The 20,833-nt window shown below is 61.0% G+C and carries 20 protein-coding genes and 1 pseudogene; 11 read left to right on the forward strand and 10 right to left on the reverse strand.

Annotation, left to right across the window (positions count from 1 at the left end; genetic code table 11):
* Position 1 precedes the first annotated feature (1 nt).
* Positions 2-406, forward strand: coding sequence for a response regulator (locus FKG95_RS20000; RefSeq protein WP_142898182.1), 405 nt, complete (start codon positions 2-4; stop codon positions 404-406).
* 63 nt (positions 407-469) lie between these two features.
* On the opposite strand, the gene FKG95_RS20005 is transcribed toward FKG95_RS20000, so the two are convergent.
* Positions 470-1,480, reverse strand: a complete 1,011-nt coding sequence (locus FKG95_RS20005) for a zinc-binding alcohol dehydrogenase family protein (protein ID WP_142898183.1) — start codon at positions 1,478-1,480, stop codon at positions 470-472.
* Positions 1,481-1,613: 133 nt separating this feature from the next.
* On the opposite strand from FKG95_RS20005, the pseudogene FKG95_RS20010 reads away from it, so the two are divergent.
* Positions 1,614-2,501, forward strand: a pseudogene (locus FKG95_RS20010) (LysR family transcriptional regulator).
* Between the two features lie 11 nt (positions 2,502-2,512).
* On the opposite strand, the gene FKG95_RS20015 reads toward FKG95_RS20010, so the two are convergent.
* Positions 2,513-4,570, reverse strand: coding sequence for a PAS domain S-box protein (locus FKG95_RS20015; protein WP_218940277.1), 2,058 nt, complete (start codon positions 4,568-4,570; stop codon positions 2,513-2,515).
* Positions 4,571-5,167: 597 nt separating this feature from the next.
* Here FKG95_RS20015 and FKG95_RS20020 point away from each other — a divergent pair.
* From FKG95_RS20020 to FKG95_RS20040, 5 genes are all read left to right on the forward strand, one after another.
* On the forward strand, positions 5,168-5,605 hold the full coding sequence (locus FKG95_RS20020; RefSeq protein WP_142898185.1) for a DUF1761 domain-containing protein: 438 nt from the start codon (positions 5,168-5,170) through the stop codon (positions 5,603-5,605).
* Positions 5,606-6,132: 527 nt separating this feature from the next.
* Positions 6,133-6,996 carry a nitrilase-related carbon-nitrogen hydrolase gene (locus FKG95_RS20025; protein WP_142898186.1) on the forward strand — a complete coding sequence of 288 codons (864 nt, stop codon included), beginning with the start codon at positions 6,133-6,135 and terminating at the stop codon, positions 6,994-6,996.
* Between the two features lie 187 nt (positions 6,997-7,183).
* Entirely contained in the window at positions 7,184-8,968 is a 1,785-nt protein-coding gene (locus tag FKG95_RS20030; RefSeq protein WP_142898187.1) for a helix-turn-helix domain-containing protein, read from the forward strand.
* Between the two features lie 102 nt (positions 8,969-9,070).
* Positions 9,071-9,334, forward strand: a complete 264-nt coding sequence (locus FKG95_RS20035; protein WP_142898188.1) for a hypothetical protein — start codon at positions 9,071-9,073, stop codon at positions 9,332-9,334.
* 11 nt (positions 9,335-9,345) lie between these two features.
* Positions 9,346-10,566, forward strand: coding sequence for an alpha/beta hydrolase family protein (locus FKG95_RS20040; RefSeq protein ID WP_142898189.1), 1,221 nt, complete (start codon positions 9,346-9,348; stop codon positions 10,564-10,566).
* A gap of 36 nt (positions 10,567-10,602) precedes the next feature.
* Here the strand turns inward: FKG95_RS20040 and FKG95_RS20045 are convergent, their stop codons facing one another.
* Complete coding sequence (locus FKG95_RS20045) at positions 10,603-11,289, reverse strand: cytochrome c (protein WP_142898190.1); 687 nt, start codon at positions 11,287-11,289, stop codon at positions 10,603-10,605.
* Positions 11,290-11,661: 372 nt separating this feature from the next.
* Between FKG95_RS20045 and FKG95_RS20050 the strand changes: the two genes are divergently transcribed.
* Positions 11,662-12,210, forward strand: a complete 549-nt coding sequence (locus FKG95_RS20050; RefSeq protein ID WP_218940278.1) for a PEP-CTERM sorting domain-containing protein — start codon at positions 11,662-11,664, stop codon at positions 12,208-12,210.
* 176 nt (positions 12,211-12,386) lie between these two features.
* A complete protein-coding gene (locus FKG95_RS20055) occupies positions 12,387-13,010 on the forward strand; it encodes a PEP-CTERM sorting domain-containing protein (RefSeq protein WP_179954188.1) in 624 nt (207 codons plus the stop codon).
* Positions 13,011-13,079: 69 nt separating this feature from the next.
* On the opposite strand, the gene bluB is transcribed toward FKG95_RS20055, so the two are convergent.
* The 3 genes from bluB to FKG95_RS20070 form a co-directional block, all read right to left on the reverse strand.
* Positions 13,080-13,739, reverse strand: coding sequence for a 5,6-dimethylbenzimidazole synthase (bluB, locus tag FKG95_RS20060; RefSeq protein ID WP_142898192.1), 660 nt, complete (start codon positions 13,737-13,739; stop codon positions 13,080-13,082).
* Positions 13,740-13,859: 120 nt separating this feature from the next.
* Positions 13,860-14,267, reverse strand: coding sequence for a hypothetical protein (locus tag FKG95_RS20065; RefSeq protein ID WP_142898193.1), 408 nt, complete (start codon positions 14,265-14,267; stop codon positions 13,860-13,862).
* A 222-nt stretch (positions 14,268-14,489) separates the two neighbouring features.
* Entirely contained in the window at positions 14,490-14,915 is a 426-nt protein-coding gene (locus tag FKG95_RS20070; RefSeq protein WP_142898194.1) for a hypothetical protein, read from the reverse strand.
* A 384-nt stretch (positions 14,916-15,299) separates the two neighbouring features.
* Here FKG95_RS20070 and FKG95_RS20075 point away from each other — a divergent pair, with 384 nt between their 5' ends.
* Positions 15,300-15,926, forward strand: a complete 627-nt coding sequence (locus FKG95_RS20075; protein ID WP_142898195.1) for a hypothetical protein — start codon at positions 15,300-15,302, stop codon at positions 15,924-15,926.
* Positions 15,923-17,380, forward strand: a complete 1,458-nt coding sequence (locus FKG95_RS20080) for a S1 family peptidase (RefSeq protein ID WP_142898196.1) — start codon at positions 15,923-15,925, stop codon at positions 17,378-17,380. The genes FKG95_RS20075 and FKG95_RS20080 overlap by 4 nt, the downstream gene beginning before the upstream one ends.
* A gap of 3 nt (positions 17,381-17,383) precedes the next feature.
* Here FKG95_RS20080 and FKG95_RS20085 read toward each other — a convergent pair whose 3' ends face one another.
* From FKG95_RS20085 to FKG95_RS20100, 4 genes are all read right to left on the reverse strand, one after another.
* A complete protein-coding gene (locus tag FKG95_RS20085) occupies positions 17,384-19,048 on the reverse strand; it encodes an ATP-binding protein (protein WP_142898197.1) in 1,665 nt (554 codons plus the stop codon).
* Positions 19,049-19,110: 62 nt separating this feature from the next.
* Positions 19,111-19,518, reverse strand: a complete 408-nt coding sequence (locus FKG95_RS20090) for a hypothetical protein (RefSeq protein WP_142898198.1) — start codon at positions 19,516-19,518, stop codon at positions 19,111-19,113.
* 153 nt (positions 19,519-19,671) lie between these two features.
* The gene (locus FKG95_RS30480; RefSeq protein WP_179954189.1) at positions 19,672-19,794 is read right to left on the reverse strand and encodes a PEP-CTERM sorting domain-containing protein; all 123 of its coding nucleotides are present in this window, start codon (positions 19,792-19,794) and stop codon (positions 19,672-19,674) included.
* A 22-nt stretch (positions 19,795-19,816) separates the two neighbouring features.
* Complete coding sequence (locus FKG95_RS20100; RefSeq protein ID WP_218940279.1) at positions 19,817-20,584, reverse strand: glycoside hydrolase family 25 protein; 768 nt, start codon at positions 20,582-20,584, stop codon at positions 19,817-19,819.
* Positions 20,585-20,833: the final 249 nt, after the last annotated feature.

Genomic DNA, 20,833 nt, shown 5'->3' on the forward strand with positions numbered 1-20,833 from the left:
AATGCAACAGCGATTACTCGTCCTCGACGACGAACCGGAGTTTTGCGAATACGTGCGCAAGGTTGCCGAGCAGGAAGACTACATCGTTGAAACCATTCAAGACTCGCGGGACTTCCAGGAGCGCTACGATGCCTTCAATCCGACCCTGATCGTTCTGGATCTGGTGATGCCCAACATGGATGGCATCGAGATTATCCGCTGGCTGTCGTCCAAGGAACGCCCCGTGCATGTTGTTCTGGCCACGGGCTACAACCCGCGTTACGCCATGATGGCGGACAAGCTTGCGATGGGCCACTCCAAGCATTTGAAGATCAGCCCGATCGCAAAGCCGGTGCGCATAGATACTCTGCGGCAAATCCTGCGTCAGGATTGTCAGCGTGATCTTTCCGTCGAGTCAGAAACCTGATCTCATTCGAACGTCAAACCCTCCTGGTCGCTACGATCTGAGGCAGGAGAGCAAGTCCACGGCCTAAAAGCCCTCGACGACAATCTTGCCTTTGGCCGTGCCTGCTTCGATCAGGGCGTGGGCCTTGCGCAGGTTCTCGGCGTTGATCGGTTTCAGAACTTCAGCGACCGTCGTGCGGATATGCCCGGCGTCGATTTCCGCAGCCACATGATTGAGCAGATGATGCTGCTCGATCATGTCGGGGGTCTGGTGCATGGCCCGGGCGAACATGAATTCCCAATGCAGGCTCGCCGCCTTCATCTTCATGCCGGCCATGGGCATGGGCAAGTCCGTGTCGTCGATGGAGACAATGCCGCCCTGGGGCCGGATCAACTCGACCGCTTCCTCCCAGTGCCGCATATCGTTGAAGATCGCAATGTGATCGACGTGCTGAAAACCCAGAGCATGGACCTGTTCGACCATGGGCTCGCGATGATTGACCACATGGTCCGCGCCCAGCTCCTTGACCCAGGCAATGGTCTCGGGACGGGAGGCGGTGGCAATCACGGCCAATCCGGCGCGCTTCGCCAATTGAATTCCGATCGAGCCCACACCGCCTGCGCCGCCGACCAGAAGGATAGACTGGCCTTTGTCCGCGCCGTCACGGTCAATGCCAAGGCGGTCGAAAAAGGCCTCATAGGCAGTAATCGCGGTGAGCGGAAGGGCGGCGGCTTCCGCATGGCTGAGCGACTGCGGTTTCTTTCCGACGATGCGCTCATCGACCAACTGGAACTCCGCGTTGCTGCCGGGGCGGGTGATGTCGCCCGCGTAGTAGACTTCGTCGCCGGCCTTGAAGAGCGTGACACTGGGGCCGACCGCCTCAACCACGCCGCTGGCATCCCAACCCAGGACACGCGGGCCGTCCAACGGCTGGTCCTTTGGCGCCCGCACCTTGGTGTCAACCGGGTTCACCGCGATCGCCTTGACCGCGACCAGGATATCGTGGTCTTCGGCGACAGGCTTGGGAAGCTCCGTATCGATGAAGGACTCCGGATCGTCAATCGGCAGGTAACGGGTCAGGGCAACGGCTTTCATGATGATCTCCATCCAATTTACGCGGGTTTGCAGGACAACAGCCGACGGGCCTGAGGTCTTCTCCAATCTAGTTCTTGTCGAGAGCAGAATTAATTGCGAGAAAACAGGAATGATAATTCGGAAATTCTGAATAATGGACCGGCTTGATACACTCGCTTTGTTCCTGCGGATCGTTGAAAAGGGCGGCCTGGCCGCCGCAGGCCGCGATTTCAGCCTGTCACCGGCGGCGGTGACAGAGCGCTTGGCCGGGTTGGAGGCGCACTACGGCGCGCGGCTGCTGAACCGTACGACGCGCTCAATCAGCCTGACCGACGAGGGACGTGTGCTCTTGGAAGGTGCCCGTGATCTGGTCAGTGAGGCCAAGGATCTGGAAGCCCGTGTGCGCCTCGGTGTCGAGCGGCTTTCAGGACCGATCCGGATCAGCGCACCCTTTGACCTCGGGCGTCACCGGGTCGCCCGGACGCTGGACCGTTTCATGGCGGCGCATCCGGATGTCACTGTGGATCTTTCCCTCACCGACGGCTATGTCGATCTGGTCGCCCAGGGCCACGACCTGGGGATTCGGTTCGGGGATTTGAAAGATTCATCGCTCCATGCCCGAAAGCTGGGCGACAATCGCCGCCTGGTCTGCGCCTCGCCAGACTATTTGAAACGCCACGGCACGCCCGAACATCCCGGCGACCTCGCGGATCACAACTGCCTGCTCATGCGTTTCGGCGAAAACATCGATTAGGAATGGCCCTTCATGCTGGAGGGAAAGCGCAGGATCTTTGTCGTCCGGGGCACCCGGCTCGCTAACGATGGCGAGCTGGTGCGGCGCTGGTGCTGCGAAGGACACGGGATCGCGCTGAAGTCGAACTGGGACATCGGCGAGGATCTGGCGGCGGGCAGGGTGGTCGAACTGCTCCCGGCGTTCGAGCCGCCGCCCTCGTCGCTGCAGGTCATCTATCCCGGCGGACGCAAGCTGCCGAAGCGGGTGCGCGCCCTGATCGACGCCCTCTGTGAAGATTTCGCGGCCTAGAAGCCTTCAACCTAACCCGCCAGGTCCAGCTTCTCGATCTGGCCTCTGGTTTCGGAAATCAGGTTGCCGATCTCGGTCGCCGATCCGGACGAGCGGCCGGCCAGCTCCCGGACTTCCTCTGCGACCACGGCGAAGCCGCGGCCGTGCTCGCCGGCGCGGGCGGCTTCGATCGTCGCGTTGAGCGACAGCAGGTTGGTCTGGGACGAGAGCTGGTTGATCTGCGAAGCGACGCCGTCGATCCGGTCGAGAACGCCCGACATCAGGTCGGTCGACTGTGCGATGGCGACGCGCCGTGAGGTCGCGTCCGAGGCATTCATGACGATCCGGTCCAGTGCGCCCGATACGTCCATGATCGGCTGGAAGGTGGCCGACAGCCAGATGGTCTCACGGGCGCTGTTCTCCAGCGAAAACTCCTTGGCCACGGGCGCGCCGCGTTTCAGGTTCTGCTGCTCGTCGTTGGTGACGTATTTTGAAAGGCTGAGCATAGCGGAATCGCTGCTGTCGGTTTTCAGGAGCTCCTGTGCGAAGGAATTAACGTCTGCGACCTGGCCGTTCGCATTCCACTCGATAACCGCGTTGGAGCGCCGGATGGCTTCGATGCGGGCATTGGACGCCAGGGCATCCAGCTTGGTTTCGGTGATATTGGCCTGAACCGAAATGAACTTGTTGAGCTTTCCGCTTTTGTCGAAGACCGGATTGATCGAGAGTGAAATCCAATAGGGTTCTCCACTCGCGGAATAGTTCAGGATTTCCTCATAGAAGGGTTGCTGGGCCTGAATCTTCTCGCGGATACGCGCGACCGTCTCCTGGGACGTGTGTGCACCCTGCAGAACGTCGCCGGGCTTCTTGCCCTGAACCTGTTCGAGATCGTAACCGGTCAACCTGGTAAAGCCGGGATTGACGTACTCGATCAGGCCTTCGGGGCCTGTGATGACCACCGAGTTGTCGGTTTCGTTGGCGACCAGTGAGAGCAGCTTGAACTGTTCCCGGCGCCGGACGTCCTCGTCCACGTCCTTCACAAAGGCGGTGTAGACGATCTCTGTGTCCAGCTTGACCTTCGACAGCGAAAGCGCGCCCCAGACCCGCGTGCCGTCCTTGCGTTGAACCTCGACTTCGCGGCTGGTCCCGACAATTTTGTCCTGGCCCGTGGTCCGGTTGGCATTCACTTTCTCGTCGTGGCTTGCCTGGATTTCGTCGGGCACCAGCATCTTGACGTTCTGGCCCAGGACCTCGTTGCGGCTATAGCCCCAGAGCTGTTCGGCGGCGGCATTGAAGAAGGTCACGATGTTGTTTTCATCGATGGTGACCACCGCATCCAATGCCTGCTCGAGGGTCTGGTTGATCATCTCGCGCGCTTTGCGCTCTTCGGTGATGTCTTTCACGAAGGCGGTGTAGCTGATCTGTCCGCCTACATCGACTTTGGAGAGCGAGAGGTTGGCCCAAATCCGGTTGTTGTCCTTGCGTTGGATCTCGACGTCCCGGGAGGTGCCGACAATCTTGTCCTGGCCCGTCGTCCGGTTGGCGTCGACCAGTTCGTCATGTCCGGCGCGGATTTCGTCGGGCACCAGCATCTTGACGTTCTGCCCCAGGACCTCGTCACGACCGTAGCCCCAGAGCGTCTCTGCGGCGGCGTTGAAGAAGGTCACGATGTTGTTGTGGTCGATCGAGACGACCGCGTCGAGGGCCTGCTCCAGGGTCTGGGTAATCCTCTCGCGCGATTCGCGTTCCTTTGTGATGTCTTTGACAAAGGCGGTATAGGTGATGCTCTTGCCGTGCTTGACTTTTGACAGGGACAGGTTGGCCCAGATACGGCTGTCGTCCTTGCGTTGGATTTCCACGTCCCGCGATGTGCCGACGATCTTGTCCTGGCCCGTCGTCCGGTTGGCGTCGACCAGTTCGTCATGCCCGGCACGGATTTCTTCCGGCACCAGCATTCTGACATTCTTGCCGATGACTTCCCCGCGCGCGTAGCCCCAGAGCTGCTCCGCCGCCTTGTTGAAGAAGGTAACCCGGTTCTTCGCGTCGATCGATACGACCGCATCGAGCGCCTGCTCCAGCGTCTGGTCCACAGCGCTTTTCCGTAAAGAAAAAATTCGTCCAAGCATGATCCGACAGTCCCTGGTGTAGTACGATGGTATGTTTCGTTGTTTAAGTAATTACAAGATTTTCTATAAATATAAGATTAATGATCAGACGCTTCATCCGCTGGTTTTAGCAGTCTTAATGCAATTAATCGTAATCGTGGAATTTTGATTTCTGTTTCTATTTTAAGTAAATACAATGACGTGGTGAGTTCTAATTATTGGTGTGCTTGTCCGTTCGTTTGATTTTCGGCTGAATAGCGTTGAAGGTTATTTGTTTCAAGCATGGCGGTACTGGAAAGACACGAGGCAGGCCGAAAAACAACCGGGAGAAACGGAAGCAGCATTAATGAGATCATTGCAAATCAGGGCCGCTGAGATTTGACGGCATCTGACGAGAAACGACCGAGACAGCAGGGCGGTCGCCCCGGGGTGTTCAGCCGATGAACGACGGGATAGCAGGAATAACCCCGCCACCTTGTCGCTTTGGGCGATGGCGTGCGATACAATCGGAAACTGGGGCAGGGGTCTGGGGCGGCGTCGGGTGGCCCGGACCCAAAAATACTATGGGGGAGATCAGGAAAGATGCTTTTTTCCGGTATCAATTACATTGCCGTGGTCGTGGCGGGGATCGCGTCCTTCGCCTTCGGCGCGGTCTATTACATGACGCTTGCCAGGCCCTGGATGGCGGCGATCGGCAAGACCGAGGAGCAGGTCAAGAGCGAGTCCTCGCCGGTGGTTTACATCGTTGCGATCGTCTCCCAACTGGTGATGGCCTTCATGTTGGCGGCTGTGCTGGGACATATGATCCCACTTGGAAGCGGCGAGTCCTCCGCGCCGTCCGTCACTCTGGCCAACGGATTGGTCACCGGCTTTTGCATCTGGTTGGGCTTTGTTCTGACCACCATGCTGATCAATCACGGCTTTCAAGGCCAGAAACGCGCTCTGAGCGTCATCGACGGCGGCCACTGGCTTGGCGTGCTGCTGCTTCAGGGTGCGGTCATCGGCGCCTTCGGCCTCTGATCGTCCTTCCTTGCAATCAGCTTTCTTGACCACCTGGTCAGTTTCCGTCCAAGATTACCGCTCGATTTGTTCGCGGGTCGCACCGGACGAGGCAAAGCCGAGGACTAGCGCCGTTGAGGCGCGCAGCCCGAGCGGGGCTTGAGCGAAAAAGGGGATCGCTTTGCGAGACCCGAGAACCAGATGGCGCGCAGCCCGAGCGGCGCTTGAGCGAACACAAGGAGTTCGGCAAGGAACACCGGACGAGGCATCGCCGAGGACTAGCGCCGTTGAGGCGCGCAGCCCCAGCGGCGCTTGAGCGAACACAAGGAGTTCGGCAAGGAACACCGGACGAGGCATCGCCGAGGACTAGCGCCGTTGAGGCGCGCAGCCCGAGCGGCGCTTGAGCGAACACAAGGAGTTCGGCAAGGAACTCCGGACGAGGCATCGCCGAGAACTAGCGCCATTGAGGCGCGCAGCCCGAGCGGCGCTTGAGCGAAAACAAGGAGTTCGAAAACGAACTCCGAAAAAAAACTTACAGGAGTTTCACCATGGCGACGGTAAAGGCAGGTTTGATTCAGGTTGGTCTGAAGGGGGATACCTCAGGCACACCCGAGAGCATTCGCGAAAAGATGCTGGAGGCGCACATCCCCTTCATCGATCAGGCCGGGGCGGCGGGCGTGAACGTGCTCTGCTTCCAGGAGGTCTTTACCCAGCCTTACTTCTGCCCGAGCCAGGACGCCAAGTGGTATGCCGCCGCCGAGAAGATTCCCGACGGGCCGACGGTCAAGCTGATGCAGGAGTACGCCAAGAAGCACTCCATGGTGATCGTGGTGCCGATCTATGAGGAAGAGATCACCGGCATCTACTACAACACCGCCGCCGTGATCGACGCCGACGGCAAGTATCTGGGCAAGTACCGCAAGACCCACATTCCCCAGGTCGCCGGCTTTTACGAGAAGTTCTTCTTCAAACCCGGCAGCTCCAACTGGCCGGTCTTCGAAACCGCCTTCTGCAAGCTCGGCGTCTACATCTGCTACGACCGCCATTTCCCCGAGGGCTGGCGCGCGCTGGCCCTGAACGGTGCCGAGTACATCGTCAACCCCTCGGCCACCGTCGCGGGCCTGAGCCAGTATCTCTGGAAGCTGGAGCAGCCGGCCTCCGCCGTGGCCAATGGCGTCTACATCGGCGCCATCAACCGCCCCGGCACGGAAGACCCCTGGAACATCGGCCGCTTCTACGGCAGTTCCTATGTGGTCAATCCGCGCGGCGAGTTCCTGGTCGAAGCCAGTGAAGACAAGGACGAACTGGTCACTGCCGACATGGACATGGAGCTGGTCCGCGAGGTGCGCAACACCTGGCAGTTCTTCCGCGACCGCCGTCCCGAGACCTATGGCCGCCTGACGGATCTCTAGAGCAGCCCCGGCCATTAGAACAGCCCGGCGCAGGGTCTCGAGTGCTATCGAAAGTTGGTTTGGTGTTAACGTAAGCCGGCACAGACTTTACTAATGAATTGGTGTTTACTATGACCTGACGTTCGCGCGAGAGAACTCGGGAATCTCGTCTTTGACCATTAAAAGAGAAAAATGTGATCAGAAGGCGATGATCAGGTTTTACCGGCACTGTCTGTCATTTCTACTGGGGCTCTTGATCGTCGGCGCGCTGACGGGCGGTTACCCTGCGGTCTCGCCGGTGTTGGCGGACGAAAAGGCTGCCGCCGCCATCGGCTGTGAGAGCGAAGCAGGCGCGGCTTTGCCCGCCAATACGCTCTCCGAAAGTCCGCCGGGCGAAGCCCGGCCTTTGTCCGTCGCCACTTTCTCCGATGCCGCCGGCACGGTCGATCCCGCAGGAATCCTGGCCGAAAACTTTCTGGCCGATCCCTGTCTCTCGAGTTATCCCGTTCCGCCGCCGGGCGGGGCTCTCTGGTTCCGCTTCGACGTTACCAACCCCTCCGACCTGGAGAAGCGCTGGTTCGTGACAACGATGGAAGCCATTGTCGATGACATCCGGCTTTACGAGCAAACGGCGGCTGGCCTTACATTGGTGTCGCGGACCGGACGCACCACGGCTTATCTGGAGCGGCCCGCGAAAAGCGGCCGGCTTGCCGTGCCATTGTCTCTCGAAGCCGGCAGCAGCACGACCTTCTATCTTCGGATCTCGGGTACCTTCGCACCCAAGACAACGCCGATCCTGATTTCGCCAGGCCTTCTGGCGGACCTCTCAAAGGTCACCAACAATCTCTTCCTGTCGATTGTCGGGTTTCTGGCGATCATGGCCGTTGTCAGCCTGATCCTCTATCGGCACATCGCGCCACGCTTTTCTGTCTACTATAGCTCTTACCTGGCCAGTCAGTTCGCTTTGGCGCTGATCTACCATGACTGGCTGGCGCAGATCCCCTTCATGAACCTGCCGGTAACTTTCGTGGCCCGCTGGTCGGTCTTCTGCGGCGGCGTCGGCACGCTTATCCTGATCCTGTTCTGCCGCGCGTTGTTAACGACCGGGGAAAGCTCGAAGCGCGAGGAACTGCTGTACCGGGCCTTGCTGGTTGTCGGCGCCGTCGTCGTTCTGGTGGCGGTCGCGGACCCCTGGCGATATTCAGGGCTGTTGTTTCTCCTGAGAACCCTGGTGCCGCTGATACTTCTGGCTCTGTCGCTGCGCAAGCATCGCGCCGGGCTGGTCCAGGCCCGTTGGGTGGCGGCAGGCCTGGCGGCACTGGTGTTCGGTATCGGCGTCGGGGCCTATGGATTCCTGTCGCCCGCCGCCATCGAACCGACCTCCTCCGCATTCGATCTGGTCTTCATGCGGCCATTGAACATGACCTACTTCGTGGCGGTGTTCTGTGAGCCGGTCTTCATGATGATCGCGATATCGGCAATGGCTGCCGTCATGCAAAAGCAGCGTCAGGCCGCGGTCGTCGAGGTTCAAGCGCTAAAGCAAAACTTGACCTCCATCGAAAATGAATTCTCTGAAGTACAAAAAGCCACGAACGCCCGGCTCGAGGCCCTCGAAACCGCGCTGGCGAACGATCCTGAAAAGAAGGAGCATCTCTCCGCCGAGCAGCAGTTCCTCGAGCGCGCGACGGAGTGTGTCCTGGATCACATCGGTGAGCCGGGCTTCGATGTGAATGAGCTGGCGGTCACGCTCGGTATCAGCCAGAAGACACTGGGCCGCCGCCTGAAAGACCTGCATGGCCTGACCCCGGCGGCCTTCATCCGGTCGGTGCGTTTGAACGTGGCCCGCGATCTTATTTTACTGCGCCGCTACAACACGGTCGGCGAGGTCGCCTTCGCCGCGGGTTTCTCGAGCGTCGGGCATTTTGCCAAGCTCTACCGCCAGCAGTTCGAGGAAACGCCGAGCGAGACGCTTAAAGGTCTCTCCGGCGGTTAGAGCGTGATGGCTGGGTGGGAGAGAGCCGAATCGCGATTGATTTTAGCTCTTCATCGCCAACATTATGATTGAGCGCTTTCAAAACCTTAGGACCCAGCTGTGATGACCGGCACTTCCTCCGGCACAAATCTCTTCATTCTCTTTGTCTATACGGCGGCCTTCGGCTACCTCTTCAAGCTCTATGCCTTTCGGAGCGTGCGCATTGCGCTGGAGGCCTCGGGCAATCACTTCCGGTTCGAAGAGCTTTATGCGCCTGGAAACCGGGGCAACTCCCTGCTGGCGGTGGTGAGCTTTGTTGCCTTTTGGCTGCCTGTCGTGCTGCTGGTCGCGGATCCGGCTTATCTGCGGCTCTTCGTCGGGAAATGAAGCCACGCTTTATGCCGGTCAGGCTGCAACGATCACACCTTTTCACGCTGAGCGGTAAAGCCTTCCTGGTCCTCCTGTTTCCGCTCTTGCTCGCCGCCTGCGTCTCGCCGGAAAGCTGGGAGGCGGTGCGGGTGCTCAAGGATATCGATGCGGGCGAGGCCCCCAGCGCGCTGAAGGAGACGACGCCCACCCCGACCCGGCGGGAGATCAGCTACAGTGTCGTCCAGCCGGAGAACGGCCGGCCGGGTCCCTTACAGACTGCCGATCTCTACCACCCAAACCGCGCCGATCCCGACGATCTGGACGGCGCCCTGGTGCTGGTCCCGGGCTTCACCCCGAGCGGCAAGAACGACCGGCGGCTGGTGGCGCTCGCCAGATCTTTTGCCCGGACCGGTTTTCTGGTGCTGGTGCCGGATCTGCTGGGGTCCCGCGAAACCCGGGTGCGCCTGGGCGATGCGCGGCGGATCGCCGATGCCATGGTGCATCTTTCAAGCCGACCCGAGATCGAGGCTTTAAACGGCGAAGGGACAGTTCCCCAGGTCGGTGTCGTCGCCATCTCCTATGCGGTCGGCCTTGCGGTCCTGGCCACCACGGAAGCGGACGCGAAAGACCGCACCGGCTTTTTGGTCGGGCTGGGCGGCTATTACGACACCACCGAGATCGTGCGCTTTACCACCACCGGCGCCTACCGTGTGCCGGGCGAGCGACGCTGGCGCAGCGCTCAGCCTTTGCGGCCCGCCAAGTGGTATTTCCTCTCGGGCAATATCGAGGCCCTGACGGATCCGGATGACCGCGCCACCCTGACCGCCATCGCCGATATCCGGCAGCGCAGCGGCCGCGCGGCTCTGCTTGATGGGCAGGGCAGGGATCTCGTCGCGCAACTCGGTCCCGAGGGCCGCGATCTCTACAGCCTCATGACCAACGAAGACCCCGCGCAGGTCGCGCCTCTGCTCGCAGGCTTGCCGGAAAGCCTGCGAAGACAGCTCGACGCCCTGAGCTTGAAAAACCGAGAACTCTCGCACCTGACCGGCCGCCTGATCCTGATCCACGGCCGTGAGGACCCCCTGGTGCCCTTCAGCGAGAGCATCGCGCTCAGCGATGCCGTGCCCGAGACCGAGCTCTTCCTGATCGACGGCTTCTCCCACATCAACCCGCGCTCGGTCGGCGTAATCGGGCAGCTTCAGCTGGCGGACGCCATCCAGGCGATCCTGGCCCGGCGGAAAAGCAAATAGAAGCTCTCAAACCGGTCTATAGTGAGAATCGGAACTCTACCTCACGACCTCCACTTTGTAGGCGTCGTGGCAGGCACGGCAGGCCATGGTGATCTCCTGCAGGCCCTCGAGAAGGGCACGGTAGTCTTCGGGCGTCGCGGGGCTCGCCGCGTTCCGAGCGGTGGCTGCGAAGGACTCGGCGGCTTCATGGAAGACGTCGCCCATGGCGCGGAAATCCTCGGGCATGTAACGCCCGAAGCCCGGACCCATGGCCATGCCGCCACCCATGCCTTTCCCCTGACCCTGGCCGCCTCCTGCGCCCATCTGTCCGTCGCCCATCTGTCCGTCTCGAGCCGCGCGCCTGGCTTTAAAGCGCTCCTTCGCGGCGGCGATCTCCTCCTCGCTCGCGCCCTGTTTCGCCATGGACGCCCAGCGGTGATGGCCCTGGGTCATCTGAAGTTCCGCGATGCTGGCCGCCGCCTCGAAATCCTCTTCGGCCAGCGCCGCCATCACATCGTCCAGGTTCGCCATATGCGTGCGCATCTCGGCGAGGAAAGCCGCGGCCACATCAGCGGGTAGCTGGACCGCCGCGCGCGGATCCTCCTCCGCCGAGACCGGCGCGAGGGGAAGAGCTAATGAGGCCGCGAGCAGGGCAGCGCAGAGCTTTTTCTTCAGGCTTCGGTGTCTGTTGTGAAATGTCGGGTGAAGGGCGGGATACTTGGTCCCGGTTTCCAGGGCGCGCATCTCAAATTCTTTCCTGTCATTGGTGGTCGAACCGGCCTGGAACAACAATAGCGCCCACTCGCAAGAGCGCCTTGACTTCGGTCAGTTCTGCTTGCGGTGAGAGGCCTGGAACTGACCCCCTTTGCTTTCATGCATCCTCCGTCCACGAAGCTCCGGCACTCCGTCGCGCGGTCCGGCCAGCCGAAGCGGGTGAATCTCCTGCCGTCTCTTCAGCCTAAAGAGGTGGAGGCAGGGCGTTGCAGATCCGATCTCGGCGGACATTGTTCCAAAACGGACAAACTTGCGCGCATATTGGACAAAATGGCTGGCAGCCCTTGTTCTCATACATACAAACGGGTTTCTTGGCGGCAGAGATTTTGGGGAGATCAGAACATGATGAAATCATTCCAGGGACTGGCCTTGGCCGTGGCCCTAGCCCTTTTCGCAACACTTCCGGGGACTGCAAAAGCAACGCTCATCGGTGATGAGGTGAGTCTGGAAATTTTCTCAAATGGTCAAAGCGTTCTCGGCCCCTTGACAGAGACAGTGAGAGGTGGCGTTGAGTTCAACCCGCGAAATAGACTCACTTTCGATGTCGGTGCCTCCAGTATTGAGATCACGAGCTTAATCGGCCCCGCTGGGTTTGCAACCAATATCGACTTTGTCTTTACCGATCTGGACTGGGTCGGTGAGGCGGGTGTGATCGTGGACGTCTTATTGAACTCGGTTCAGGGTATCGGCAGTGTGAGTTTCACCGAGGACAGCGTGACCTTCTCTGTGCTTGAGGATGATCTCGTTGTCCCTGGAGTGCTGGCCTCGATCGAACTTGTCACGCGGCACGCCAGCGTCGCCGTCCCCGAGCCCGCCACGCTGGCGCTGTTCGGCTTTGGTCTCGCAGGCCTCGGCTTTGCTCGGCGTAGGCGGATGTGGGGCAGGGAGTAAGTTCGGCCAACCAGGTAAATGAAGCCCGTGGTTTTCCGGTCCAGTTATGTGAATCCGATCCACACTGTTCCAAAACGGACAAACTTGCGCGCGTATTGGACAAAATGGCTGCCAGCCCTTGTTCTTCTGCATGCAAACGGGTTTCTTCCCCGCATAGAGTTTGGGGAGCGCAGAACATGATGAAATCATTCCAGGGACTGGCCTTTGCCGTGGCCCTAGCCCTTTTTGCAACACATTCCGGCACTGCGAAGGCCGTACCCATGCTGATCGTCGAGAATGGAGAGTTGCTCGGCGCGGACAACGTCGACGTCAACGGAACGCTCTTCGACGTCAGGTTCCGGGACGGCACCTGCAGCGCGATTTTCTCTGGCTGCGATAACCCGTCGGAAGACTTCGCCTTCGCCGACGCGAATTCCGCCAAGGCGGCGGCCCAGGCCCTGTTGGATCAGGTGTTCCTTGACGGTCCGGCGGGCCTGTTCGACTCAAACCCTGAGCTCACGCTCGGATGTTCGGCTTCGGAACTATGCCTCGCGAATATTCCCTACGCGCAGTCGGTTCCCGGCAAGTTTGAGTTCGTCTCCGCGCGAAACCTGCCGGATCTCGTAGAACCGCCCTTCGAGTTCGAGAACACAGGAGACTCCGATTTCGACTTCTCGGACAACGGATTTGCGGTCTTCGCGGTTTTCACCTCCGCTGGCCCGTCAGTGGCTGTTCCGGAGCCTGCTTCTCTTGCCCTCTTCAGTTTCGGCCTTGCCGGTTTCATCTTTGCCCGGCGCGGTCGAAGCCAGCGAGCGACCTGAGAGGAACTCGCTGACACCTGCAGCGGCTCCTGCACCGGGGCCGCTGCTCTTTTTTTGCGGGATGCGGCCCTACCGTCTCTCGAGCTTCCGGCAGTCCGCCGTGCGGTCCTGCCAGCCGTGGCGCACCAGTTCCGGGTCTTCGTGCTCTTCCTCGGGCCAGCCGATGCAGAGGTAGGCGACCAGGGACCAGTTCTCGGGCACGCCCAGATCATTCGTGGCTTGTTCCGGATCCAGGATCGAGACCCAGCCGACTCCGATACCCCGCGTGCGGGCCGTCAGCCAGAGGGTGTGGACCGCGAGGATGGCGGAGTAACGCAGGGTCTCGGGCATGGTCCGGCTGCCCAGGCCGTGGCCCTGCAGGGTCTGCTCGTCGCAGAAGACCGCGAGCTGTACGGGCGCCATGTCCAGGCCGGAGAGCTTGAGCCCGGCGTAGCGTTCCGCCTGTTCCCCCTGGTAACCCTCTAGCGCTTCGGCGTTGGCCGCTTCGAAATTTTCTCTGATTGCCGTTCGGGCTTCGGCGCTCTCCACCGCCACGAAGCGCCAGGGCTGGCTGTTACCCACCGAAGGAGCGAGACAGGCCAGGTCCAAAAGCTCGCCGATCACCTCGGCCGGAACCGGATCGGGCTTGAAGCGCCGCACGTCGCGCCGCCAGCGCAGCAGCTGTGTGAGCTCATCACGGAACGGCTCGGTAAAGCGCGGCGGGGTTTCCTGGGTGTCTCGGGCGGGCATCACGGTGGATCAGGGCTTCCGGAGAATGACGACATCCTCTCCGGCTTAAGCCGATGCGGGGAGGCCGTCAATCAGAAGATGCCGCCGGTCAAACAGCTTGTTGCCGGAGCAGGGGCCCGATCAACGCGCAGCGGCCTGCCGGGCGCGCACGATCTTGCAGGTAAGGTCCCGCTTTTCGGCGATGAGCTGCAGTACCTCTGCCTTGCCCTGAGCCTGGACCGCGAAAAAATCGAGATATACGGTTTTGCCGTCCGCGGTCTCAAAGCTGGAACAGATCACATAGTGGTCGCCGACTTTCAGAACCACCGCGGAAACGTCGGCGGGCTCGTAGGTCTCGAGCGTGCCGCTCGCTTGGTTCAGATGATAGAACTTTCCGTCAATCGAGTTGGCATTGATGTAGTCCACCATGGCTGCCCGCAGCTCGGATCTCAGCTCGGTCGAGGCGGTTTCCGCACGCGCCGGCGTATGGGCGAAGCCCGCTGCGACGCAGGCCGATAAAGCAAGTCTGGGTAACAGTTTGTGAAGCATGACGGCCCTCCGTATCAATCTGGAAGGAGCATGCCGAAGATGCCACGGAAACTGCATCCCCATTTGAGGGGTCTTTTAGATAAAAGTAGCCGAATGAATTAAGGCATTGAAAAATATATAATAGTCTTCACGCGCAAGCGACGCAAAAAGCCGCAGGGCCGCCACTGTACAGCGGCGGCCCTGGCGGCCATGAAATGGCTTCTGCCTGTTCAGGCGGCGCGGTCATTGCATTGCGGCGGACCTGCTTTCCGTCAGCTTGTGCGCTTCCACCATCTCGCGTGTGATGCTGCGCCGGCCCGCGAATACCTCAACCACCCGGGCTTCGCCGTGACTGCGGTCGATCAGGAAGTCCATGTAGGTGGTCTTTCCCTCGGGGGTCTGAAAGCTGGAGCAGAGGACGAATTTTTCCCCGGCCTTTACCACCAGCGTAAAGGCTTCGGAAAGATCGTAGATCAGGACCTGATCGTTGACAGGATTCTGGAAGAGGAACGCCCCATCGCTCGAATGCGAGTCGATATAGGCCGTCACGGCTTGCCGGAGCTCGACGCGCAGGTCGGTCGAAACGGTCTCTGCCTTCGCCGAAGACAGCGTCAGGAGCGCCATGACGCCCGCGGCTGCGGCAAGTTTTGCGATCTTTCTGTGAAACATGACAAGCCTCCAATTCGGTGTGGGCAGACTTTGCCGCCGATCGCGACCGCCGGGCACCCCTATTTGAGGGGCATTTGAGATTTAGTTTTTTCAAATTTTTTATGGTGGAATCACAATGGCTTGGAAGAACTTACAGAAAGCTGGAGCAGCGCAGTCCCTCGCAGTCTCCTGTTTGCCGGTCGATAGCGGAACCCCCGTCAATCGAGGAATCCCGTCAATCAGGGAACCCCGTTAATCAGGAGACCCCACTAATCAGGGAACTGGGCGCGGGGCTCTCTCAAAAGCGGCATTGACCTTGAGACCCGATGGGAGCGAGAATTGTCTGCATACATGCGGTTGGGGCAATTCGGAAGAGCCGGGCAAACGGCTTTCGGGGGAAAAGGCATGGCAATGTTCGCGGCGGCTTGTTCGTTGGGTCTTCTGACGGGCCTGCTCATCGGCCTCTCGACGTCCGGGGTCACCGGCTCCGTGGTCTCCGCCGTTCTGGCCATGGCGGCTGGAGTGGTGGCCCTGACCGGCGTCAAGAATCCCTTCCTGCCGAAAGGCGAGAACGCGGCGGAGCGCAGCGCCGGTCACAACTGGGCGGTCTCGGCCTTCGCCCTCCTGACCATCGTCGGACTGGGCAGCGGTCTCTGGGCGCGGACCCATGATCTGCTGTCGCCGGCCCCGGGCGAGATCGCCGCGCGCTGGACCGGGATCGGCCTGGCGCCGGAGGTTGCCCAGCGCATCGCCGTGCTCCAGCTCAGCGGTCTGAGCCTCAACGCGGAGGGGGAGGTGAAAGCCGAATCCCCCGAAGCCCTGAAAAAGACCGCGAGCATTCTTTTCTCCGGCGTTTCGGACGCGGACTGCCAGCGTACGGATCCCTCCCGCGCGCCCGATGCCGCCGAGGCGCGCAACACCTGGTCCCTCGCGCCGGAACCCTGGCCTGATCTGGCCGCGGGCCTGGCGGATCTGCCCATAGACAGCCTGCAGACCGTGTGGGCCAGCCACTGCGAAGGAGCGTCAAGATGAGACCGACCCGAGGCCTGTTCCTGACCTCCGCCCTGCTTGCCGGGATGACGCTGCTGGCCGGCGAAACCGCCCTGGCCAAACCGCCCGCCGACATCGTCCGGGCCGCGGCCAACTCCGTTGTCCGGGTCATGGCCGAGGGCTGTCCCGGCACGAAGGGCTCGCGCGCCGGATCCGGTTTTGTCTGGCCGGAGCCCACATCCATCGTCACCGCCCTGCATGTGGTCGCCGATTGCCAGACCCTGACCGTCGAATATGTCGAGGCGGGCGTGCAGCGCCGCGCGCAGGCGAGCCGTTCCCTGCGCCGGGCCGATCTGGCTCTGCTGACGGTCGAAAACCCGCCATCGGTCCAAGCGCTGTCCAAGACCGCGACCGCGCAGACCCAGGAAGTGCTGGCGGCCATCGGTCTGCCGCTCAATGTGCGGAACTGGCAGGAGACCTATGGGTCCCGCGCCCTGAATGTGAAAAAGCTGAGCGACATCCTGAATGATTCCGCCCGGCGCGAGATCGAGACCCTCGGCGCCCCGGCCATCGAATTGGATGTCTTCCGCCTCACCGCTGTGGTGAAACCGGGTTCCTCCGGCGGTCCGATCATCAATGCCGAAGGCGCGGTGGTGGGCGTGGTCGACGGCGGATTGGACGGCGGCGCGTCTTCTCTCAATTGGGCCGTGCCCGCGCACCTGCTTCAGGAATTGATGGAGCGCGGCCAGAGCGGCGCAAACGTGGGCCTGGGCGCGGCGGCGGAGTCGGTTTTCGCCTTTTCGGTGCCCGAAACAACACAAGCTGAAGAGGCCGTGAACCGGGATTTCTTCTGTGGCGGACGCAGCTATTTTCATCTCGCGACGCGGAGCCTGAGCGAAATCGTGGATTCCATGGAGACGCCCGGGACACTGGATGATCCCCAGGGCTTCGCCTATGTCGTGACGACCCTTGCCCAAAATGTTCCGGAAAACGATCTGGCTGCTCTGCGCTTCGATCTCTTTGTCGATTCCGAAACCGGGGCGACTATTGCGGTTCCGGAGAGCATGACGCTCTCCGAGGATAGCGGCTTCTGCATTGCGAGTTCTAACCACGGCGATATCGCGCTGATCTTTCAAGGCCAGGTTTTCGATCCGAATTACACGAATGTCGAGTTCGTCTCGAACCAGTTCGTCAATACCCTCAGCCAGGGGCTTGGCTTCACCAACTGTCAGGCCGATCTTGCCTTCTCGCAGGCCGTGCCTCATTCACGGGTGGATGGTTTACTCGCACGGCGTTTTGCGGCGCTTTGCTATCATGCCCAAAGTGGCGAGCAGGCTTATAACTTCGTCGCCCACCTGGGGCGCATGAACACTTACCTCGGGGTTGTCGCGGTCAATGGCGAATTCTACGACACAGGCGCTTACGCCAATCCGGCCAAGACCAAAGACTGGGCCGCGGCCGCTCTGGCGGTGATCATCTCCACCTATCAGATCTGAGGCTTACGCGGCCCGGGTGGTGGCGTGATTGCCATCTCCAGTGCCGGCGCCGCCGGGCAGTTCGACGATGAAGCGCGTGCCGGCACCGGACTCGGTCTCGGAGTAGATCTTTCCGCCGTGTTTGTTAAAGATGATGTCGTGGCAGATGGCCAGGCCCTGTCCGCTGCCCTTGCCGACCTCTTTGGTGGTGAAGAAGGGATCGAAGATCCGCGCCTGCACCTCGTCGGGGATGCCGTTGCCGTTGTCGCGGACTTCCAGGCGGATACCGTTGTCCGTCGCGCGGCTGATAACGTCGATCCGGCCGTCTGTGCGTCCCGTATCGGCGATAGCGTGCGAGGCGTTTACCACCAGGTTGAGGATCACCTGGTTGAGTTCGCTCTCGAGACCTTGAATGTCGGACAGCGATTCCTCCAGGTCCAGCTCCAGCGTCGCGGCCTGCCGCCATTCGCCCCGGCAGATGGCCGTGGCGCGCTCGATAATGGCGTTGAGCGCGACCGGGCCGGTTTCCTTGGCGCGCGGGTGGGAAAATTCCTTCATCGCGGTCACGATCTGCGAAACCTGTCCCACACCGTCGAGGGATTGCTGCGCGGCCACCGCGGCTTCCTCGAAGAGGTAGTCCGCGTCCGAGATCTCCTTCTGTTTTTCCAGCTCGGCCAGGACTGCCGCGACGCTATCGGTCTGTTCGACCTTCGCGATCACAGTCTCGTAACTGCCGATCAGATCGCGCAGATCGCCGAAGCCTTCGGAGAGAAACCGCAGGTTATCGCCGATGTACTGGATCGGCGTGTTGATTTCGTGGGCAATACCGCCGGCCAGGGTGCCGAGCGCTTCCATCTTCGAGGCCTGGATCAGCTGGGCCTGGGTTTCCTTCAGGCTTTTCTCCGCCTGCAGCCGTTCCGCGATCTCGACCTTCAGCTCGTCGTTCGCCGCGCGCAGTTGCGCCTTGCGCCGGGCCTCGGTCTCGCTCATGCGGTTGTACGCCTTTATCACGATGCCGAGCTGATCCCGGCTGCGCCACTTCACGGACCCACGCGCGCCCGCCTGCGCGGTTTTGTTCAGAGCGCTCAGCAGGCGGCCCAGGGGGCGGCCGATGGTGAACCAGTGGACGATGGAGGTAAAGACAACGGCGATCATGCCGGAGAACGCGAGCGCGGCCACGATGTAGAGAAGGTCCGCGAAGAGCTTTTCTTCGAGCAGGCTCTGCCGGTACTCGATGGTCAGCGAGCCGATGTTCTGCCTGCGGTCTTTGATCGGGCGTTCGAAGGCGGTGCCGCGTTCCTGAATCTGACCGCATCCGAGGCCGGGCCAGGCGAAGAGCTTTTGACCGCCCGCGTCGAAGACCTCGCCGCAGATGACGTCCGGGTGCCCGGCCAATCCGCCGAGGAGCGAGCGGCCCAGCTCGGCGTCGCCACTGCGCAGCGGCGCTTTCAAGGATTGCGACGTCCGGACCGCGAGCGCCGCCATCTCGACCGCAAGTTCGTCCTGCATCGCTTCGCGGCGGAAGTCCGCATAGAGGTAGAGGAAAAAAGCGTTGCAGAGGAGGATGACCGGCGCGGAGAAGAGAATGAATTTGGCCATCAATGAGCGGCCGACATCCAGTTTCCCGAGCCATCCCTGACTCTTCTGGCACTCGTTCCCCGGTTCCGCCGCTACATTGATAAACGTCATCTTAGGTCTCCTGCTGCGCGTTGCTTCCTTCTGCCTTTAAGTCTCCTGCTCCTGGTGTTCGCTCAGTTCGCCGAGGCCATCTGCGCCTTCATCATGCGGCGGATGACATCGCGCTGGCCGACGAGGGCCTGAATGACACGAAGTTCTCCCTCGGACTCTACGGCCAGGAAATCGACATCCACATTGGCGCCCTCGGCGGTTTTGAAGTCGGAACAGAGAACGAAATACTCACCGATCTTCAGGATCCGTGGGTGCAGGTTTGCGGGGAAGTAGTTGATCACACGATCCTGCGCGGCGTTGAGATAAACGAACTTCCCGTCGACGCTGTTGTAGTCGATGTAATCCATCATCGCCCCCTGAAGTTCGGACTTCAGGCCCGCGGAAATCTTTTCCGCCTGCGCGGGCGAGAACGCGAAAACGGCGGCAACAGAGGCTGCCAAAGCGAGTTTTGAGAAAGACTGATAAAGCATGGGTGCCCTCCAATTGAATGTCGGCAGACTGTGACACCGTGCGCCGCGGACCGGCATCCCCATTTGAGGAGGCTTTTAGATAAAAGAGATGGAAGTTCCTTAAGGTATTAAAAAGGCTTATTTTTTTTGTGTTGGGGAAATGCACGTAAAGACTCAGGCGGCGACGCTCTTCCGGCGACGGCGCAGTCGTCCGGCGCCGCCCAGGGCCAGCAGGCCGGTGGCGAGCGTCAGCAGGGTGGCCGGCTCAGGCACCGCCGCTGCGGCGTGACGGGTCACCAGATCGAGCCGGACGCGGGACTCACCAGCTTTTGGCGAAATCCTCCAGAGATCCGGCAAAGACGTTGTAATCGACCGGCCCCTTGATGCCCGCGATCCGGCCCCGGTTGTGATACTGCCAGAACGTCCAGGGCTGCCGGTTATAGCTCGGCTCGAAGAGGATGGAGCGGAGCCAGAGCGGATTGTCGAGCGTCCTGTTGCTCAGATAAGCAACGTAGAACTCCGGCGTCGCATAGAGCAGGGCCTTCATGCCGGTGTGAGGTTCGACGATGTCCAGAAAGGCCGCGAGTTCTCTCATCACATCCAGGCGTTTGCTGCCTGTGCCGCAGTTGCCGCCGAACTCCAGATCGACGGCGGGCGGCAGCATCTCCGGGTCGGCGGGGACCGTGGCGATGAAGTGGGCCGCCTGTTCTCTGCCGGGACGGCAGAAGGTGAAGAAGTGATAGGCGCCGCGCTTCAGCCCGGCGGTTTTCGACTCCCGCCAGTTTTCCGGGAAGCGCCGGTCGCTGAAGTCGCCGCCCTCGGTCGCCTTGATGTAGGCGAAGGCAATGCCCGTCGCCGCGGCCTTCGGCCAGTCGATCGGACCCTGGTGATGGGAAACGTCGATGCCGCGTACCGGGTACTTTTCGCTGTCGGGATGGAAGTTCAGGAAATAGAGGGTGGCGCCGCCCACGGCGATGGCGAAGCTGACTGTCGCCAGTCCCGCGATCAGAAGCAGCCGCCGGACGAGGTTTTGGTGTGGCAGGCCGGGACGTCGCTGTCTCGCGGCGGTTTGGTCAGAAAGTTTCAATCTTTGTCTCGAATTCAAATCGCGGGTTGCGGGTCGCCCGCCGCCACGCTGGCCGGTCCCTTTAGCGTCCGCAGTAAGCAGGGGAAATGTGACCCGGCCGCGCCGGTTCCATGGCGGAACCCGGCAAATTCGATGGCAGGCTTTCGATAGCCGCCCAGGGATATCGCGTACCCGGCGAAATCACGTGATTGGGAAAATCGCTGCCCGGTTTCGAGCGCTGGGAACGCGATGCGCCATTTCGTATTTGGG

Origin of the sequence: Denitrobaculum tricleocarpae, from assembly GCF_007004665.1 — a bacterium.
GTDB classification, from domain to species: Bacteria; Pseudomonadota; Alphaproteobacteria; order Kiloniellales; family Kiloniellaceae; genus Denitrobaculum; species Denitrobaculum tricleocarpae.

What these genes read in the sequence shown, in the direction of transcription:
- FKG95_RS20000 (WP_142898182.1), top strand. Translation starts at nt 2, where the DNA reads ATGCAACAGCGATTACTCGTCCTCGACGACGAACCGGAGTTTTGCGAA.
- FKG95_RS20005 (WP_142898183.1), bottom strand. Translation starts at nt 1,480, where the DNA reads ATGAAAGCCGTTGCCCTGACCCGTTACCTGCCGATTGACGATCCGGAG.
- FKG95_RS20020 (WP_142898185.1), top strand. Translation starts at nt 5,168, where the DNA reads ATGCTTTTTTCCGGTATCAATTACATTGCCGTGGTCGTGGCGGGGATC.
- FKG95_RS20025 (WP_142898186.1), top strand. Translation starts at nt 6,133, where the DNA reads ATGGCGACGGTAAAGGCAGGTTTGATTCAGGTTGGTCTGAAGGGGGAT.
- FKG95_RS20030 (WP_142898187.1), top strand. Translation starts at nt 7,184, where the DNA reads ATGATCAGGTTTTACCGGCACTGTCTGTCATTTCTACTGGGGCTCTTG.
- FKG95_RS20035 (WP_142898188.1), top strand. Translation starts at nt 9,071, where the DNA reads ATGACCGGCACTTCCTCCGGCACAAATCTCTTCATTCTCTTTGTCTAT.
- FKG95_RS20040 (WP_142898189.1), top strand. Translation starts at nt 9,346, where the DNA reads ATGCCGGTCAGGCTGCAACGATCACACCTTTTCACGCTGAGCGGTAAA.
- FKG95_RS20045 (WP_142898190.1), bottom strand. Translation starts at nt 11,289, where the DNA reads ATGCGCGCCCTGGAAACCGGGACCAAGTATCCCGCCCTTCACCCGACA.
- FKG95_RS20050 (WP_218940278.1), top strand. Translation starts at nt 11,662, where the DNA reads ATGATGAAATCATTCCAGGGACTGGCCTTGGCCGTGGCCCTAGCCCTT.
- FKG95_RS20055 (WP_179954188.1), top strand. Translation starts at nt 12,387, where the DNA reads ATGATGAAATCATTCCAGGGACTGGCCTTTGCCGTGGCCCTAGCCCTT.
- bluB (WP_142898192.1), bottom strand. Translation starts at nt 13,739, where the DNA reads ATGCCCGCCCGAGACACCCAGGAAACCCCGCCGCGCTTTACCGAGCCG.
- FKG95_RS20065 (WP_142898193.1), bottom strand. Translation starts at nt 14,267, where the DNA reads ATGCTTCACAAACTGTTACCCAGACTTGCTTTATCGGCCTGCGTCGCA.
- FKG95_RS20070 (WP_142898194.1), bottom strand. Translation starts at nt 14,915, where the DNA reads ATGTTTCACAGAAAGATCGCAAAACTTGCCGCAGCCGCGGGCGTCATG.
- FKG95_RS20075 (WP_142898195.1), top strand. Translation starts at nt 15,300, where the DNA reads ATGGCAATGTTCGCGGCGGCTTGTTCGTTGGGTCTTCTGACGGGCCTG.
- FKG95_RS20080 (WP_142898196.1), top strand. Translation starts at nt 15,923, where the DNA reads ATGAGACCGACCCGAGGCCTGTTCCTGACCTCCGCCCTGCTTGCCGGG.
- FKG95_RS20085 (WP_142898197.1), bottom strand. Translation starts at nt 19,048, where the DNA reads ATGACGTTTATCAATGTAGCGGCGGAACCGGGGAACGAGTGCCAGAAG.
- FKG95_RS20090 (WP_142898198.1), bottom strand. Translation starts at nt 19,518, where the DNA reads ATGCTTTATCAGTCTTTCTCAAAACTCGCTTTGGCAGCCTCTGTTGCC.